19 protein-coding genes are annotated in these 16,045 nt (G+C 71.2%); 7 read left to right on the forward strand and 12 right to left on the reverse strand.

Annotated features, from left to right (window positions below; all coding sequences use genetic code 11):
• Window positions 1-4: 4 nt before the first annotated feature.
• A complete protein-coding gene (ilvA, locus tag EV699_RS17445; protein ID WP_132545177.1) occupies window positions 5-1,207 on the reverse strand; it encodes a threonine ammonia-lyase in 1,203 nt (400 codons plus the stop codon).
• 143 nt (window positions 1,208-1,350) lie between these two features.
• Complete coding sequence (gene phbB / locus EV699_RS17450; RefSeq protein ID WP_132545179.1) at window positions 1,351-2,088, reverse strand: acetoacetyl-CoA reductase; 738 nt, start codon at window positions 2,086-2,088, stop codon at window positions 1,351-1,353.
• A gap of 312 nt (window positions 2,089-2,400) precedes the next feature.
• Here phbB and EV699_RS17455 point away from each other — a divergent pair, with 312 nt between their 5' ends.
• Window positions 2,401-3,594, forward strand: a complete 1,194-nt coding sequence (locus EV699_RS17455) for a glycosyltransferase (protein ID WP_132545181.1) — start codon at window positions 2,401-2,403, stop codon at window positions 3,592-3,594.
• Window positions 3,595-3,668: 74 nt separating this feature from the next.
• The gene (locus tag EV699_RS17460; RefSeq protein ID WP_132545183.1) at window positions 3,669-4,082 is read left to right on the forward strand and encodes a VOC family protein; all 414 of its coding nucleotides are present in this window, start codon (window positions 3,669-3,671) and stop codon (window positions 4,080-4,082) included.
• A gap of 26 nt (window positions 4,083-4,108) precedes the next feature.
• Here the strand turns inward: EV699_RS17460 and EV699_RS17465 are convergent, their stop codons facing one another.
• Window positions 4,109-5,002 (reverse strand): UDP-2,3-diacylglucosamine diphosphatase, encoded by an 894-nt coding sequence (locus tag EV699_RS17465; RefSeq protein ID WP_132545185.1) that lies wholly within the window; start codon window positions 5,000-5,002, stop codon window positions 4,109-4,111.
• Between the two features lie 115 nt (window positions 5,003-5,117).
• A complete protein-coding gene (gene pyrE / locus EV699_RS17470; protein WP_132545187.1) occupies window positions 5,118-5,759 on the reverse strand; it encodes an orotate phosphoribosyltransferase in 642 nt (213 codons plus the stop codon).
• Window positions 5,760-5,895: 136 nt separating this feature from the next.
• On the opposite strand from pyrE, the gene EV699_RS17475 reads away from it, so the two are divergent.
• Both EV699_RS17475 and EV699_RS17480 read left to right on the forward strand, forming a co-directional pair.
• Complete coding sequence (locus EV699_RS17475) at window positions 5,896-6,675, forward strand: exodeoxyribonuclease III (protein ID WP_132545189.1); 780 nt, start codon at window positions 5,896-5,898, stop codon at window positions 6,673-6,675.
• 119 nt (window positions 6,676-6,794) lie between these two features.
• Window positions 6,795-7,772 (forward strand): aldo/keto reductase, encoded by a 978-nt coding sequence (locus tag EV699_RS17480; RefSeq protein ID WP_132545191.1) that lies wholly within the window; start codon window positions 6,795-6,797, stop codon window positions 7,770-7,772.
• Window positions 7,773-7,779: 7 nt separating this feature from the next.
• Here EV699_RS17480 and EV699_RS17485 read toward each other — a convergent pair whose 3' ends face one another.
• On the reverse strand, window positions 7,780-9,072 hold the full coding sequence (locus EV699_RS17485) for an AmpG family muropeptide MFS transporter (protein ID WP_243662721.1): 1,293 nt from the start codon (window positions 9,070-9,072) through the stop codon (window positions 7,780-7,782).
• Window positions 9,073-9,100: 28 nt separating this feature from the next.
• Window positions 9,101-9,583: a YbaK/EbsC family protein gene (locus EV699_RS17490; protein ID WP_132545193.1), complete on the reverse strand. Its 483-nt coding sequence runs from the start codon at window positions 9,581-9,583 to the stop codon at window positions 9,101-9,103.
• 159 nt (window positions 9,584-9,742) lie between these two features.
• On the opposite strand from EV699_RS17490, the gene EV699_RS17495 reads away from it, so the two are divergent.
• The gene (locus EV699_RS17495; protein ID WP_132545195.1) at window positions 9,743-10,414 is read left to right on the forward strand and encodes a ribonuclease T2 family protein; all 672 of its coding nucleotides are present in this window, start codon (window positions 9,743-9,745) and stop codon (window positions 10,412-10,414) included.
• Window positions 10,415-10,439: 25 nt separating this feature from the next.
• Here the strand turns inward: EV699_RS17495 and EV699_RS17500 are convergent, their stop codons facing one another.
• A complete protein-coding gene (locus EV699_RS17500) occupies window positions 10,440-10,646 on the reverse strand; it encodes a DUF2061 domain-containing protein (RefSeq protein WP_132545197.1) in 207 nt (68 codons plus the stop codon).
• Between the two features lie 107 nt (window positions 10,647-10,753).
• On the reverse strand, window positions 10,754-11,773 hold the full coding sequence (ansA, locus tag EV699_RS17505; protein WP_132545199.1) for an asparaginase: 1,020 nt from the start codon (window positions 11,771-11,773) through the stop codon (window positions 10,754-10,756).
• A 218-nt stretch (window positions 11,774-11,991) separates the two neighbouring features.
• Between ansA and EV699_RS17510 the strand changes: the two genes are divergently transcribed.
• A complete protein-coding gene (locus tag EV699_RS17510; RefSeq protein WP_132545201.1) occupies window positions 11,992-12,933 on the forward strand; it encodes a L,D-transpeptidase family protein in 942 nt (313 codons plus the stop codon).
• Between the two features lie 82 nt (window positions 12,934-13,015).
• On the opposite strand, the gene EV699_RS17515 is transcribed toward EV699_RS17510, so the two are convergent.
• The gene (locus EV699_RS17515) at window positions 13,016-13,231 is read right to left on the reverse strand and encodes an alanine-zipper protein (protein WP_132545203.1); all 216 of its coding nucleotides are present in this window, start codon (window positions 13,229-13,231) and stop codon (window positions 13,016-13,018) included.
• Between the two features lie 170 nt (window positions 13,232-13,401).
• Window positions 13,402-13,677, reverse strand: coding sequence for a type 1 pili tip component (locus EV699_RS17520; RefSeq protein ID WP_243662724.1), 276 nt, complete (start codon window positions 13,675-13,677; stop codon window positions 13,402-13,404).
• 439 nt (window positions 13,678-14,116) lie between these two features.
• Here EV699_RS17520 and EV699_RS17525 point away from each other — a divergent pair, with 439 nt between their 5' ends.
• Window positions 14,117-14,428: a hypothetical protein gene (locus EV699_RS17525; protein ID WP_132545207.1), complete on the forward strand. Its 312-nt coding sequence runs from the start codon at window positions 14,117-14,119 to the stop codon at window positions 14,426-14,428.
• Between the two features lie 28 nt (window positions 14,429-14,456).
• On the opposite strand, the gene EV699_RS17530 is transcribed toward EV699_RS17525, so the two are convergent.
• Both EV699_RS17530 and EV699_RS17535 read right to left on the reverse strand, forming a co-directional pair.
• Window positions 14,457-14,912 (reverse strand): OsmC family protein, encoded by a 456-nt coding sequence (locus tag EV699_RS17530; protein WP_132545209.1) that lies wholly within the window; start codon window positions 14,910-14,912, stop codon window positions 14,457-14,459.
• Between the two features lie 87 nt (window positions 14,913-14,999).
• The gene (locus EV699_RS17535) at window positions 15,000-15,617 is read right to left on the reverse strand and encodes an HNH endonuclease (protein WP_132545211.1); all 618 of its coding nucleotides are present in this window, start codon (window positions 15,615-15,617) and stop codon (window positions 15,000-15,002) included.
• Window positions 15,618-16,045: the final 428 nt, after the last annotated feature.

Here is a 16,045-nt window from a genome sequence, read left to right on the forward strand (position 1 = left end):
GCGCCTACTTGACGGTGAGGCCGTGCGCGCGCAGCTCGGCGGTGATCTCGGCGACGTGGGCGTGGCCGCGGGTTTCGAGGGTGAGGTCGATCTCGGCCTCGCGCAGCCCGACGTCGGCCGCCGGCCGGCTCTGCTGGATCTGCAGGATGTTGGCGCGCTGCGCGGCGAGCACGCCGGCGATCTCGGCGATGGTGCCGGGGCGGTCGGGCGCCACCACGCGCAGGCGCGCGAGCCGGCCGTCCTGCTCCAGGCCGCGCTCGACGATCTTGGTCAGGTCGATGGTGTCGATGTTGCCGCCGCTGACCACCACCACCACGCGCTTGCCGGCGAGTTCGGGCAGCGCCCCGCTCTGCAGCGCGGCGACGCCGACCACGCCGGCGCCTTCGGCGAGGAGCTTCTCCTCCTCCAGCAGCGTCAGGATGGCGCGGGCGATCGCCTCCTCGTCGACGGTGACGATGCGGTCGAGGTAGTGCGCGGCCTGCGGAAAGGTGTGCACGCCGACGCGGCCGACCGCGATGCCGTCGGCGAGGGTCGCCGCGGGCGGCAGCACGGTGACGTGGCCGGCGGCGATGCTCGCCTGCATGCCGGGGATGCGCGCCGCCTGCACGCCGATCACGCGGATGCTCGGGCGGGTCTCCTTGATCGCCGTCGCCACCCCGCCGGCGAGCCCGCCGCCGCCCACCGGTACCACCACCGCATCGACGTCGCGCAGCTGTTCGAGCAGTTCGAGGCCGATGCTGCCCTGGCCGGCCATCACCGCCGGGTCGTCGAAGGCGTGGATGAAGGTGGCGCCGGTCTCGCGCTGGATCTCGACCGCGCGCGCGTAGGCGGCGTCGTAGCTGGTGCCGGCGAGCACCACGGTGGCGCCGAAGGCCTGCGTCCCGCGCACCTTGGCGAGCGGCGCGGTCTCGGGCATCACGATGGTCGCCGGCAGGCCCAGGCGCTGCGCGGCGTAGGCCACCCCCTGCGCGTGGTTGCCGGCGCTGGCGGCGATGACCCCGGCGGCCTGCTCGGCCTCGGTCAGCAGCAGCATCTTCGACAGCGCGCCACGGACCTTGAACGAGCCGGTCATCTGCAGGTTCTCGAGCTTGAGGAACACCTCGCAGCCGAACGCGCGGCTCAGGCGCACGGCGCGCGAGCAGGGGGTGTCGGCGAGGGTGTCGCGGATGCGGCGACGGGCCTTGTGGATGTCGTCGAGCGTGATCATGGCGTGGTCTCCGGCCGCGGCCCGGGTGAGGCCGGCGCAGGACGGGCCGGAGCGCGGCGGATCGCGCACGGCCCCGGCGGGAAAAGCAAAAGCCCCGCGGCGGCGGGGCTTCGTGGTGCGCGGGCGTTACGCCGGACGCGACCTCAGTGGGTGTGCTGGCCACCGTTGATGTTCAGGTTGGCACCCGTCATGAAGCCGGCGTCTTCCGAGGCGATGTAGGCGACCGCGGCGCCGATCTCCTCCGGCTTGCCGAGGCGGCCGACCGGGATGCCGGCGATGATCGAGTTGCGGATCTCTTCCTTGATCGCCATCACCATGTCGGTGCCGATGTAGCCCGGCGAGATGGTGTTGACGGTGACCCCCTTGCGGGCGACTTCCTGCGCCAGGGCCATCGTGAAGCCGTGCATGCCGGCCTTGGCGGCCGAATAGTTGGTCTGGCCGAGCTGGCCCTTGACGCCGTTGATCGACGAGATGTTGATCACGCGGCCCCAGCCACGGTCGACCATGCCGTCGACGAACTGCTTGCAGACGTTGAAGCAACTGGTGAGGTTGGTGCCCATCACGGCGTCCCAGCGCTCGCGGTCCTGCTTCTTGAACATGCCGTCCTTGGTGATGCCGGCGTTGTTGACCACGATGTCGACCGCGCCGACCTTCTGGCCCATCGCCACGCAGGAATCCCAGTCGGTCACGTCGCACTGCACCGCATCGACGTCGTAGCCCTTGGACTTCATGTCGTCCAGCCACTTGGCGACACGCCCGTCACGGTCGGCGGTGTAGGTCGCGATCACCTTGTTCCCGGCCTTGCCGAGCGCTTCGCAGATCGCATTGCCGATGCCGCCCATGCCGCCCGTGACCAATGCGACTTTCTTACTGTTAGCCATCGTTACTCCTCACGAATCGTGTCATCGTTGTAGACGCCTCTAGAGGCGCCGCGCGATCGCGGTGCAGCACCGCGCGGCGCTCGCCCTCGCACCTCACCGCAAGACGGTTTTCGGGTCCGACCGGCGCGCGACGCGCAGAGTTACACAAGCGTCGGCCCCGCACAACCGCGCTCCCCGCAGGCCTCGCCGGCGGCCGAACGACGGTGTGCACGCGCCCGGCGCGCGGTGTCGCCGCGCGGCCGTCGCGAAACGGCAACATCGGCGGCCTAGGCTGCGCGGCACCCCGAGTGCCGACAGCCGCAAGGCGCGCCGATGAACATCCTCATGCTCTCCGATGTTTACTTCCCGCGTGTTAACGGGGTGTCGACCTCGATCCGCACCTTCCGCCGCGAACTGCAGCGCCTCGGCCACGAGGTCTGCCTGCTCGCGCCCGCCTACGGCCCCGACGACCCGGCCGAGCCCGACCTGCTGCGCCTGCCGGCGCGCGGCGTCGTCGTCGACCCCGAGGACCGCATGCTGCGCACCGGCCCGGTGTGGGCGCACCTGCCGGAGCTGCGCGCGCGGCGCTTCGACCTCGTGCACATCCAGACGCCGTTCGTCGCGCACTGGCTCGGCGTGCGTCTGGCGCGCGCGCTCGGCGTGCCGACGCTGGAGACCTACCACACCTTCTTCGAGGAATACCTGTTCCACTACGTGCCGGCGCTGCCCCGTGCCTGGCTGCGCGCCGCGGCGCGCGCGCTGTCGCGGCGCCAGTGCAACGCCCTCGACGGCCTGGTGGTGCCGTCGCAGGCGATGCTCGACGTGCTGCGCGGCTACGGCGTGCGCACACCGGCCCGCATCATCCCCACCGGCCTCGACCGCGACACGGCAGCGCACGGCGACGGCGCGGCGTTTCGCGCCGCACACGGCATCGACCCGCGGCGTCCGCTGCTGGTGCACGTCGGGCGCGTCGCCCACGAGAAGAACATCGACTTCCTGCTGCACATGCTGGCGACGCTGCGCCGCAGCCATCCGCAGGTGCTGCTGGTGATCGCCGGCGAAGGCCCGGCCGCCGCGCACCTGCGCCGCCTCGGCGAACGCCTGGGGCTCGGCGCCCACCTGCTGTTCGTCGGCTACCTGGAGCGCGAGCGCGCGCTGCCCGACTGCTACTGCGCGGGCGACGCCTTCGTGTTCGCCTCGCGCACCGAAACCCAGGGCCTGGTGCTGCTCGAAGCGATGAGCCTCGGCGTGCCGGTGGTATCGACCGCGGTGATGGGCACGCGCGACATCGTCGGCCCCGGCGTCGGCGCGCTGGTCGCCCGCGAGGACCCCGCGGACTTCGCCGCCAAGGTCGCGCGCGTGCTCGACGACCCGGCGCTGCGCGCGCGCCTCGGCGCCGCGGCACGCACGCACGCGCGGCGCTGGCGTGCCGACGCCACCGCGGCCGCGCTCGCCGGCTTCTACGCCGCGCTCGCCGCCGGCACCGTGGACGCCACCGTGCCCGACGCGCAGGAGGCGGGCGGATGAAGCGCCGCCGCCGGGCTTGCCGTCGTGCGCCGGCGGGTTCAGCCTCGGCGGCGAACCCCGGCCCGGAGCGTCGCATGCCCCCCTTCCACTACGCCTTCCTCGTCACCGACCTCGCCGCCACGCGCGCGTTCTACGGCGGCCTGCTGGGCTGTCGCGAGGGCCGCAGCGCGCCGACCTGGGTGGACTTCGACTTCTTCGGCCACCAGCTCTCGGCGCACCTCGGCACGCCGGTGCACGATCCGGCGAATCTCGGTCAGGTCGACGGCAAGGCGGTGCCGATGCCGCATTTCGGCGCCGTCCTCGACTGGGAGGTGTTCCAGTTCCTCGCCGGCTGCCTGCGCGCGAACGGCGTCGACTTCGTGCTGGCGCCGCAGCTGCGCTGCGCCGGCGAGCGTGCCGAGCAGGCCACGATGTGCCTCCTCGACCCCGCCGGCAACGCGCTGGAGTTCACGGCCTTCCGCCACCCGCAGGCGCTCTTCGCCGGCTGAGCACGGCGCCGGCGCGAGGCCTCCGCTCAGGCGCGCCGGCCGGCGGCGAACGGCCAGCCGCGCACGCCGTCGAGCGCGGCCCAGCCGTACCAGCCCGGCTCGAAGCCGCGCCGTGCGGCCGCCGGCAGCGGCGTGGTCGGTGCCGGCGCCGGCACCGGGTGCTCGCGGTGGGTGACGTGCGCCTCGTCGGCCCAGTGCAGGACCTCCAGCCGGCCGTCGGCGTGTTCGACCAGCGCCGTGCAGCTTTCGACCCAGTCGCCGTCGTTGCAGTAGAGCACGCCGTCGAGGCTGCGCAGCTCCGCCTGGTGGATGTGCCCGCAGACGATGCCGTCGAGCCCGCGGTGCGCCGCCTCGCGCGCGGCGGCGTGCTCGAAGCGCGCGATCGCGCGCGCGGCGAGGTCGATGCGCGTCTTCAGCTCGCGCGCCGCCGACCAGTACGGCAGCCCGAGCAGCCGGCGTGCGCGGTGCACCCAGCGGTTGATGAACAGCAGCAGGTCGTAGGCGCCGTCGCCGATCAGGTCGAGCCAGGGCGCGCCGCGCACCTCGGCATCGAAGCCGTCGCCGTGCACCAGCAGCAGGCGGCGGCCGTCGGCGGTGCGGTGCACCCATTCGGGCTGGATCTCGATGCCGCCGAAGAACAGCCCGGCGAACTCGCGCACCCGCTCGTCGTGGTTGCCGGGGATGTACATCACGCGGGTGCCGCTGGCGGCGCGGTTGATCAGGTGCGCGAGCACCCGGCTGTGCTCGGCCGGCCAGCGCTGGCGCCGGCCCAGGTCCCACAGGTCGATGACGTCGCCGAGCAGGTAGAGCTGCTCGCACTGCGTGGCTTCGAGGAAGTCGAGCAGGAAGCCGGCCTTGCAGTCGGGCAGGCCGAGGTGGATGTCGGAGATCCAGATCGAGCGGTAGTGGCGCTTGGGCATCGCGGCGGCCCCATCGAGGTCCTGAACGGACCGCGATGTTCGCCGCCGGTGATGACGCCGGCATGACCGGCGGATGGCAGGCAGGTACCGGCCGCGTGGCGCGGCGCTGACCGCATCACACCCCGTACTGCGCCCGGTAGGCCTCGATCGCCGGCAGGTGCACGGCGTACTCGGGGCGCTGGCCGACGTAGGCGATCACGTCGGCGAGGGTGACGATGCTCACCACCGGCTTGCCGAACTGCTGCTCGAACTCCTGGATCGCCGAGCGCGCGCCGAGGCCGCGCTCCTGGCGGTCGAGCGCGATGGCCACGCCGGCCGGCTCGGCGCCGACGCGCGCGAGCAGCGCCATCGACTCGCGCACCGCGGTGCCGGCGCTGATGACGTCGTCGACGATCAGCACGCGCCCGGCCAGCGCGGCGCCGACGGTGGTGCCGCCTTCGCCGTGGTCCTTCGCCTCCTTGCGGTTGTAGCACCAGGGCAGGTCGCGGCCATGGTGGTCGGCCAGCGCGATGGCGGTGGCCGCGGCGAGCGGGATGCCCTTATAGGCGGGGCCGAACAGCATGTCGAACTCGACCCCGGCGGCGACGATGGCATCGGCGTAGAAGCGCCCGAGGCGGGCGATGGCGCCGCCGCTGTCGAACACGCCGGCGTTGAAGAAGTACGGGCTCTCGCGGCCGGACTTGAGCGTAAAGCGGCCGAAGCGCAGCACGCCGCGGGCGAGGGCGAAGTCGAGGAAATCGCGCTGGTAGGACTGCATGGGGCGGAACTCGTGAACGCGGGAGAGGCGCCTGTCTAGGGGAGTTCGGCCGTGCGGTCAACCGCGCGCGGCGGCTGGCAGCGTCGCGGCGCCTCGCCGAGAATGCCGCCCCCGCCCCCGCCACCCGGACGCCCGCATGCGCATCGTCACGCTCAACGTCAACGGCATCCGCTCGGCCGCGAAGAAGGGCTTCTTCACCTGGCTCGCCGCGCAGGACGCCGACGTCGTCTGCCTGCAGGAGACCAAGGCGCAGGAAGACCAGCTCGAAGCCGCGCTGCACTACCCGCCCGGCTACCACTGCAGCTACGTCGATGCCGTCAGGAAGGGCTACAGCGGTGTCGCGCTGTATGCGCGGCGCGCGCCCGACGCGGTGATCACGGGCCTCGGCGCGGGCTTCGAGGACATGGACGCCGAGGGCCGCTACGTCGAGGCGCGCTTCGGCGCGCTGTCGGTGGTGTCGCTGTACCTGCCCTCGGGCTCGTCGAGCGAGGAGCGCCAGCAGGTCAAGTTCAGCTTCATGGAGCGCTTCCTGCCGCGGCTGCGGGAACTCTGCGCGAGCGGGCGCGAGTACGTCATCTGCGGCGACTGGAACATCGCCCACCGCGCGATCGACCTGAAGAACTGGCGCGGCAACCAGAAGCACTCGGGCTTCCTGCCCGAGGAGCGGGCGTGGCTCGACGCGCTGTTCGATACCGTCGGCTGGGTCGATGCCTTCCGCGCGGTGAACCCGGAACCCGAGCAGTACACGTGGTGGTCGAACCGCGGCCAGGCCTGGGCGAAGAACGTCGGCTGGCGCATCGACTACCAGGTGGTCACGCCAGGCCTGAAGGTGCGCATCCGCGCCGCCGCCATCTACAAGGACGCGCGCTTCTCCGACCACGCCCCGCTGACGCTCGACTACGACTGGCCGTTCTGAGCGCACGGGGGGCGCGGATCACGGCGCGCGGCGCGTTGTCAAACCGCCTGATCGTGGCGGGGCGACCTACGCTTGAAGGTGTCGGCGCGCCCGCCGCGCCCCCGCTCAGGAGACCCATCATGCATACGCGCAGACTCGGCCGTACCGGGCCGGAAGTGTCCGCCATCGGTTACGGCGCCATGGTGCTCGAAGGTTATTACGGTGCGGTCGACGACACCGAGGCGATCGCCACGCTGCGGGCCGCACCGGCCTGCGGCATCACGCTGATCGACACCGCCGACGCCTACGGCGCCGGCCACAACGAGACCCTGGTCGGCCGCGCCTTCCACGGCAGCCAGGAGCGGATGGTGATCGCGACCAAGTTCGGCATCGTCTACGACGAGCGCAGCCCCGGCACCGAACTCGCCACCGGCTTCGGCATCACGCTGCGGGTCAACGGCCGCCCCGAGTACGCGCGGCGCTGCCTGGAGGCGAGCCTGGAGCGGCTCGGCACCGACTGCATCGGGCTGTGGCAGCTGCACTTCCCCGACCCGGCCACGCCGATCGAGGAAACCGTCGGGGCGATGGCGCAGGAGGTGCGCGCCGGCCACGTGCGCCACCTCGGGCTGTGCAACGTGACCTCCGACCAGGTCCGCCGGGCCTGCGCGGTGCACCCGATCGCCTCGGTGCAGAACGAGTTCTCGCTGTGGCGGCGCGAGGACGAGACGCTGCTGTTCCCGACGCTGCGCGAGCTCGGCATCGGCTACATCCCGTGGTCGCCGCTCGGCGCCGGTTTCTTCGCCGGCACGCAGCAGGTCGGCGAGGACGACTTCCGCGCCCGCAACCCGCGCTTCCAGGGCGAGGACCGCGCCTACAACGCCAGGCACTTCGCGCCGCTCGCCGACATCGCGCGCCGCCTGGGGATCAGGCCGGCGCAGCTCGCGCTGGCGTGGATCCTGCGACGCGGCAACGCCATCGTGCCGATCCCCGGCTCGCGCAGCACCGCCCACGTCGCCGAGAACGCCGCCGCGGCCGACATCCACCTCGATGCCGCCACGCTCTCGGCGCTGGAGCGCATCGCCGCGCCCGGCGCCGCGCACGGCCGCACGCTGATGTGAGCCGGCCTCAGCCGCGCGCCGGCGCCGCCGCGGGCTGCGCCGCGCCGGGGTGGCGCATCAGCCACAGCAGCAGCGCGATCCCGGGCAGCGCGAGCAGCGCCGAGCCGCTCCAGAACTGCGCCCAGCTCAGGCGATCGGCGAGCCAGCCGCCGCCGGCGGCGAAGAAGGTCATGCCGACCGACATGAACGACGTCAGCAGTGCGTACTGGGTGGCGGTGTAGGCCTGGTTGCACAGCCACGACAGGTAGGCGACGAAGGCCGCCGAGGCGAGCCCGCCGGCGACGTTGTCGGCGCCGATCGCGCAGGTGAGCGCGACCAGGTCATGGCCGCGCCCGGCGAGCCAGGCGAAGGTCAGGTTGGTCGCCGCCTGCAGCACCCCGCCGAGCAGCAGCGCCGGCAGCATGCCGAGGCGCGCGGCGATGGCGCCGCCGGCCAGCGCCCCGGCCAGCGTCGCCACCACGCCGAACAGCTTGGTGATGGTGGCGATCTCGACCCCGCTGAACCCCATCTCGTTGTAGAACGGGTTGGCCATGCCGCCGCTGACGGCATCGCCGAACTTGTAGAACAGCACGAACAGCAGGATCAGCGGCCACGCCGGGCGCTGCACGAAATCGCGGAACGGCGCGACGATCATGCTCTGCAGCGTCGGCCGCGCCGGCGCCGCCGGGCCGTGCGGCTCGGGCGCGAGGGCCGTCAGCAGCAGGTTGAGCGCGGCGAGCGCGGCAAGGCCGGTGAACACCCACGGCCAGGCGATGAAATCCGCCGCCGCCACGGCGCCGGCACCCGCCGCCAGCAGGCCGAAGCGGTAGCCGACCTGGGTCGCGCCGGCCCCGGCACCCTGCTCGCTGTCGTGCAGGATCTCGATGCGGTAGGCGTCGATGATCACGTCCTGGCTCGCCGACAGGAACGCCACCGCCAGCGCCGCGAGTGCGGTGGCCAGCGGCGCCTGCAGCGGGTCGGTATGACCCAGCCAGTAGATCGCCGGCACCAGCAGCGCCTGCACCGGCAGCAGCCAGCCGCGCCGGCGCCCGAGCCGCGCGAGCCCCGGTGGCGGCGTCAGGTCGAACAGCGGCGCCCACACGAACTTGAGGGTGTAGGGCAGACCGAGCAGCGCGAACAGGCCGATCGAGGTCTTGTCGACGCCGAGCTTCGACAGCCAGTAGCTCAGCGTCGACAGCGTGAGCAGCCGCGGCAGGCCGCTGGCGAAGCCCATCGCCAGCACCACCAGCAGGCGCGGCCGCGCGTAGACGGCCAGCGCCGCGCCCCAGCCGCGCGACACCGCGGGATCGACCGCGCTCACCGGGCAGCTCCGCGCACGCGCCGCGGCCTCATGCGTCGACGCGGGCGAGCCGCCCCCCGGTGAGCCGCGCCAGCTCCGCCGGCGCCAGCGGGAACACGGTGTTCGGCGTGCCCGCCGCGGCCCACACGGTCGGGTGCGCGAGCAGGGTCTCGTCGATGTAGGTGGCGAGCGCCTGCGCATGCCCGAGCGGCGGCACGCCGCCGATGGCGTAGCCGGTCACGTCGCGCACGAAGGCGGCGTCGGCCTTGGCGATCGGCTCGCCGAACAGCGCGGCGATGCGCGCCTCGTCGACGCGGTTGGGGCCGCTGGCGAGCACCAGCACCCCGCGCCCGCTGTCGCGGCCGCGGAAGACCAGCGACTTGACGATCTGTGCGACCTCGCAGCCGATCGCCCGGGCGGCGTCGATGGCGGTGCGGGTGCCGGCGGGAAAGGCGCGGATCGCGGGCGCGATGCCGTGCGCGCGCAGCGCCTCGGCGACGCGCTGGCTGGCGGCGGGCAGGGTGTCGGTCATGGTCGGCAGGGCTCGGGCGGACGGTGGGGCCGGGGCGGAGGGGCAAGCCGTTGCCGCGCGGACGCGGCGGGCACTGGGCGCACGCTAGGCAATCCGCCCGCCGCCTGCAAGCCGCCGCCGCTACACTGCGCGGCACGCCCCCTGGAGAGGACCCCGCCGATGCGCACCGTCCCGTCGTGCCTGCTCGTGCTCGCGCTCGCCCTGGCGGCGCTCGTCGCCCGTGCCGACGACTTCGACTACTACGTGCTGAGCCTGTCGTGGTCGCCGCAGTACTGCTTCGAAACCGGTGACCGCCTCGACAACCGCCTGCAGTGCCGCTCGGAACGCCGCTACGGCTTCATCGTCCACGGCCTGTGGCCGCAGCGCGAGGGCGCCCCCAGCCCCGACGGTTGCGCAGCGGTGGCACCGCTGCCCGAGGCGACCGTCGAGCGCTACCTGCCGATGATGCCGAGCGCCGGGCTGATGCAGCACGAGTGGCGCAAGCACGGCAGCTGCTCGGGGCTGAGCGCCGGCGCGTACCTCGACCTCGCCGAGAACCTCTACGCCGACATCAGCATCCCCGAACCCTACCGCAAGCCCGGCGAAACGCAGCGCACCACCGCGCAAGCGGTGGAGACCGCCTTCCTCGAAGCCAACCCGGCGCTGACGCCGGAGGCGGTCGTGCCGGTGTGCCGCTACCGCCCCGGCAAATCCACCTACCGCGACGGACCGCGGCAGTGGCTCGACGAGATCCGCATCTGCTACACGAAGGACGGCAAGCCCCGCGCCTGCGGCGCGGGCGTGAACGCCAACTGCGGACGCGGCGAGATCGGCGTACGCGGCACCAACTGAACGTCGTGCGGCATCGCACCTGCCCTCAGGCGCCGAGGGCGTGGCCGCCCGCGCTGCCCGGCAGCCGGCGCACGCGCTCCCACACGCGCTCGTGGAAGACGTACGCCACGGTGTTGCACAGCGGCTCGACCAGGGCGATGGCGCCGCCGACGGCGGCGCTGCCCGTCATCACGTAGCCGACCGTGAACGCCACGGTCATGTGGACGACGGCGAAGGTGAAGGTCTTGAGCATGGCGGCGATCCTCCGGTTGAGCCTGGGATCGAGCCTAATGCAGCCATGCTCGCAAATGAAATTGATTCCTATCCTGGTAGCCGATAGCCGACGACTATGCCCCCCGTTCATTCCGGTCGCGTCAGCTCGCCGCGCAGGTCGCGCTGCATCTCGCGCTTGACGTCGTCGGGCGACAGCCCGAGTTCGAACAGGTACAGGAGCTTGGTCAGCGCCGCTTCGACGGTCATGTCGTAGCCGCCGATCACGCCGGCCCGCGCCAGCGCCGAACCGGCGGCGTAGCTGTCGAGATTGACGCTGCCCTGCAGGCACTGGCTGACGTCGACGATCACCACGCCGCGGTCGGTGGCGGCGCGCAGCACGTCGAGGAAGGCGGTGTCGCGCACCGGGCCGTTGCCGGCGCCGTAGCATTCGAGCACCAGCCCGGCGAGCGGCGGCTGCACGATGTGGCGCAGGAACTCGGCGGGAATGCCGGGAAACAGGCGCAGCGCCGCCACCGGCGCCGACCCGCAGCGCTGCATGCGGAACGGCGTGCGCGCCGGCGCCAGCACGCGCTCGCGGTAGACGACGATGTCGATGCCGAGCTCGGCGAGCGGCGGGAAGTTCGGTGACTCGAACGCGCCGAGCCCGGCCGACTTGAGCTTCACCGCGCGGTTACCGCGCAGCACCCGCCCGTTGAAGGCCAGGCAGACCTCGGGGATGCGGTGGTGGCCGGCGACGATCAGGGCGTCGATCAGGTTGTCGCGGGCATCGTTGCGCGGCTCGCACAGCGGGATCTGCGAACCGGTGACCACCACCGGCTTGTCCAGCCCTTCGAGCATGAAGGACAGCGCCGCCGCGGTGTAGGCCATCGTGTCGGTGCCGTGCAGCACGACGAAGCCATCGTAGGCGGCGTAGTGCGCGGCGATGTCGGCCGCGATGTAGTTCCAGTCCTCCGGTCGCATGTTGGCGCTGTCGAGCAGTTCCGGATACTCGTGCACGTCGAAGGCCGGCACCGGCGTCTCGCCCAGTTGCGGCACCTCGCGCATCAGGCGGTCGAGCAGGCCCGGGGCCGGCGCATAGCCCTCGGCGGTGCGCGTCATGCCAACGGTGCCGCCGGTGTAGGCGACATAGACTCTGGACTGCTTCATGCCTTTATCCTCCTCAAGGGCGGCACCGCGCACGACGCGGCATCGGCAGACGGTAGACCAGCCGCGCGCGCCCGTCGCGAGCGAAAACAGCGGCGACGGAGGGCGCGCCCGCGCGGGCCGTCGGCCACTGCGCCGGACACGCCCGCGCGCCGTACGGCGCGCGGCCGCGGCGAGAGTTCCTTATACTCGCCCGGCTTCATCGTCCGGAGTCCGCACCGATGCTCACCCCCGTCCGTTCCCGCCCCCTGCGCGCCGCGCTGCTGGCGGTCTGCGGCCTGCTGCTCGCCCCCCTCGCCTTCGGCAAGCCCGAGGTCTATCCACTGCCGCCCCGCGACACCGACCTGGTCGGCGAACTCGGCATCGATTACGCCCACAGCGAGGACACCTTCCTCGACATCGCCCGCCGCGCCGGCCTCGGCTACGACGAGATCGTCGCCGCCAACCCCGGGGTCGACCGCTGGCTCCCGGGCGAGGGCACGCCGGTGGTGCTGCCGACCCGCCACATCCTGCCGGCCGCACCGCGCGAGGGCATCGTCGTCAACCTGCCGGAAATGCGCCTGTACTACTATCCGAAGGTCCGCGCCGGGCAGGCACCGACGGTGCGCACCTACGCGGTCAGCATCGGGCGCATGGACTGGCATTCGCCGCTCGGGCGCACGACGATCACCGCCAAGCAGGTGGACCCGCCGTGGATCCCGCCGGCCTCGATCAAGGCCGAGCACGCCGCCAAGGGCGATCCGCTGCCCGACATCATCCCCGGCGGCCCCGACAATCCGCTCGGCACCCGCGCGATGCGCCTCGGCATCCCCGGCTACCTGATCCACGGCACCAACAATCCGAACGGCATCGGCATGCGGGTGACGCACGGCTGCATCCGCATGTACCCCGAGGATGTCGAGGAACTGTTCCCCGAGGTGCCGGTCGGCACGCCGGTGATGCTGGTCAACCAGACCGCCAAGCTCGGCTGGTTCGCCGGCCAGCTCTACCTCGAATACCACTCGCCGCTGGAAGAGGATGAGATCCCCACCGAGCAGCAGATCGCCGACACGGTCGCCGCCATCCACGCGCAGCTCGGCAACGATGTGCGCCTGATCTCGCCCGACATCGTCGAAACCGTGGTGCGCCAGGCCAGCGGCATCCCGGTCGCCATCACCGAGTAGCGCCCGCTGCCGCTGGACGCGGCGACGAAATGAAAAGGGCCGGCAAGCCGGCCCTTGGTCGCACGGAGGCTTGCGCCGCCGCTTACTTGTACATGCTCTTCTTGAACACGCGGTTCAGCTTCTCGTTGGTGTCGGCCGCCAGCGCCTTCGCCTCGTTGGCGGTGGCGTTCGCGCGGTTGGCGACGTCCAGCGCCTGGTTGGCGGTGGCCTGGGCCTTCTCGACCGAGTCGGTGCTGGCGCAGCCGACCGTCAGCACGGCAACGGCAGCAAGAGCGGACAGCTTGAGCAGATTCTTCATGGGGAGACTCCTTACAATCGTCATGGGGTGGGAACAACAAGGTTTGTTGCCCTGCAACAAAGCCTGCGTAGTGTAATCATTCGTATGCATTTGCCAACCGGCGGGCAAGCAATAGCACGCGTACAACGCCGCTTCAACGACATCAAGCCGGGGGTCCGACGGAACCGGCGTCACGCGCCCGCCTGCCGGCTCGCGCGCAGGCGGTTGGAGTGCTGCTTGGTGAGATCGATGAAGCGCGGCGTCAGGCCGGCGTCCTCGTAGATCGGGTCCCCCTGCTCGTCTTCGGCGATCACGCGCTGCCCCTGCACGTAGGGAAAGGCGGCTTCGACCTGGTCGAGCGCGGCGCTCAGCAGTTCGGCGGCGATGGCCGCCGGCGTCTTGGTCGGGAACAGATCGGCGAGCGCCGCCACCCGCGCGACATCATGCAACGACAGGTGCACCACCATCTTTTCAGCCGGGGCCTGATCGGCGCCCGACGCTTGCCAACGGTGTAGCAACTCACGAATGTCCATCACGACACCCCTCGCTCGACGGTCTGCGGCTGCCGCTCGTGCGGCGTCTCACGGAACTATGGAAGAAGCCGGGCCGAGCGCAAGGGATGGACGCGATGCAAAGCGACAAACCGTTCGCAATCCGCATCGCCGCGGGGTGTCGCTGATTTGACAAGCCGGGGTCCCCAGCCATGCTCAACGTGCATCATGCGCGCCGGCGCTCACTCACGGCGCGGGCCAACGAGGATGGCTTGCAAGTTGCTTAACGATAAACAAGAAACGATGGGTCACCCCTCTCAGGGGGACATACCCGTCAGCAACAGCAGAGCGGTGCTGCACGACGTTGGCGGCCGGTGACTCCCGGTTCCACGCGGCGGCGCCGGGGAGACCGAAGATGATGCCCTTCTGGATGGATTTCGGTGCGCGGGCGTGGTTCGCCGCCCAGCTGAGCCTACTGAACCATTCGCTCGCCTTGATGCAGTTGTTCGACGCCCGCCCTCCACTGCGGGTCCGCACCGGCGCCTGTCCGGCGTGCGGTGTCACGATGGCCTGGATCGAACACCGTGAAGACCACCACAGGCATCAGCGCTGTCCGGCGTGCGGGCTGATCCGCTTCCAGGCGTACCGGCAACGTGAACAGCCGGCGGAGGGGGCCGCGCACGACGTCGTCAGCTTCCGCACCGGCCCCCGCTCACGGCAGCAGTGAGGCCCGCCGGGAGAACGGCGCCGCCGGCTCAGCATTGCGGCTCGACGGACACCTCGCTGCGCACGGAGTTGGCGATGAAGCAGTTGGCGTGCGCCTTCTCGTGGAGGGCGGTGACCGTCGCCGCATCGGGCTGCACCGGCCCGCCGAACACCACCCGCGGCCGCAGCACCATGCGCGACACCATCATTTTGCCGGCGGCATTCTTGCCGACTTCGGCATAGGCCGCATCCTCGTATCGATCCACCACCAGCTTGCGGATCGCCGCGACGGTGAGGAACGTCAGCATGTGGCAACTGGCCAGCGCGCCGACGAGGCCCTGCTCAGGATCGACACACGCCGGATCGCCGCCATAGTCCGGCCCCGTCGATGCGCGCACGTGTTCCCCACCGTCGTATTCGATGACGTGGTTGCGATCGAAGGTCTTGGCATCGAAGTCGGTGGTCGTGCGCTCCCAGCGCACCGTTGCGCGATGTTCGGACGGCATGGTCGGCCCCCTGTAAAGCTGGGTGTGCGCTGTAAGGCAAAGAGTCCGGGGCAACGCACACCATCATGCCCCGGCGTATCGGGTGTTTCATGCCGCCCGGCAACCGCCCACGGCACCGTCGAGCCGCGCGTGCAGCGGGCTCGAACGGGGAAAATGCGCGCGCAGGAAGGCCATCTGGTCGGCGAGGATGCGCCGGCCCTGCAGGTAGACGTACTCGGCATGGGTGGGCGAGAACGGCACCGCCAGCAACTGCATGCCGGCCTGCTCCGGCGTCCGTCCGCCCTTGTGATGGTTGCAGCGCCTGCAGGCGGTGACGACGTTGGCCCAGCGGTCGGCCCCGCCCTGCACTAGCGGCGTGACGTGATCCCGCGACAGCTCGCGCGGCACGAAAATCTGCCCGCAATACAGGCACATGCTGAAGTCACGGCGGAACAGCGCGGCATTCGACAGCGGCGGGACATAGTCGGAACGCGCGCGCAGGATGGCGTACATGCCGCCATGCGTCGCAATGACCGCATGTACCGCGATGACGCTGCGGCGGGCGGTTATCGCGTTGAAGCCGCCACGCAACCGATGCAGCACCGGCCCGACGGTGTAGGCGACGTGCCCGCTGCAGTGCAGGCGCACCGCCTCCTGGTAGTCGACCCATTCAAGCGGCATACCGGATACATCGGTACGCAGAATCGGCTGATCGAGCCCGTACATCGCCCTCCCCCTTCGCCTGTCCGGCCAGGATGATCGGCAGCTCCGGTGACCGGTCGATGACGGCGGAATCCTGAACGGCTCCGGTCGCTTATGGCGATACATATACCATGCCGAATGTCGCCCGGCGCACCTGCGCAGCTTTTGGCATGCACTACAGATCGGCTACAATACTCGGACGTTTTACGGCTGTTGGTCTGACCAATTTCCGTTCCCGCCACTGCCCAACGCGGCAGCTTCGCGGGTTTGCCCCTCAATACGAACAGCGAAACGCCGGTACGCCCTGCGCGCCGCGCTGCGCTGTTGCTGGAGATATTCCGATGACCCTAAGACTACTGGTACCGAAAGAGGTGCATCCGGGGGAGCGGCGGGTGGCGCTCGATCCGAGCGTGGCCGAGCGCTTCCAGAAGCTCGGCGCCGAGGTGCTGGTC

The sequence above is a fragment of the Plasticicumulans lactativorans genome, assembly GCF_004341245.1.
In the GTDB taxonomy this organism is placed as follows: Bacteria; Pseudomonadota; Gammaproteobacteria; order Competibacterales; family Competibacteraceae; genus Plasticicumulans_A; species Plasticicumulans_A lactativorans.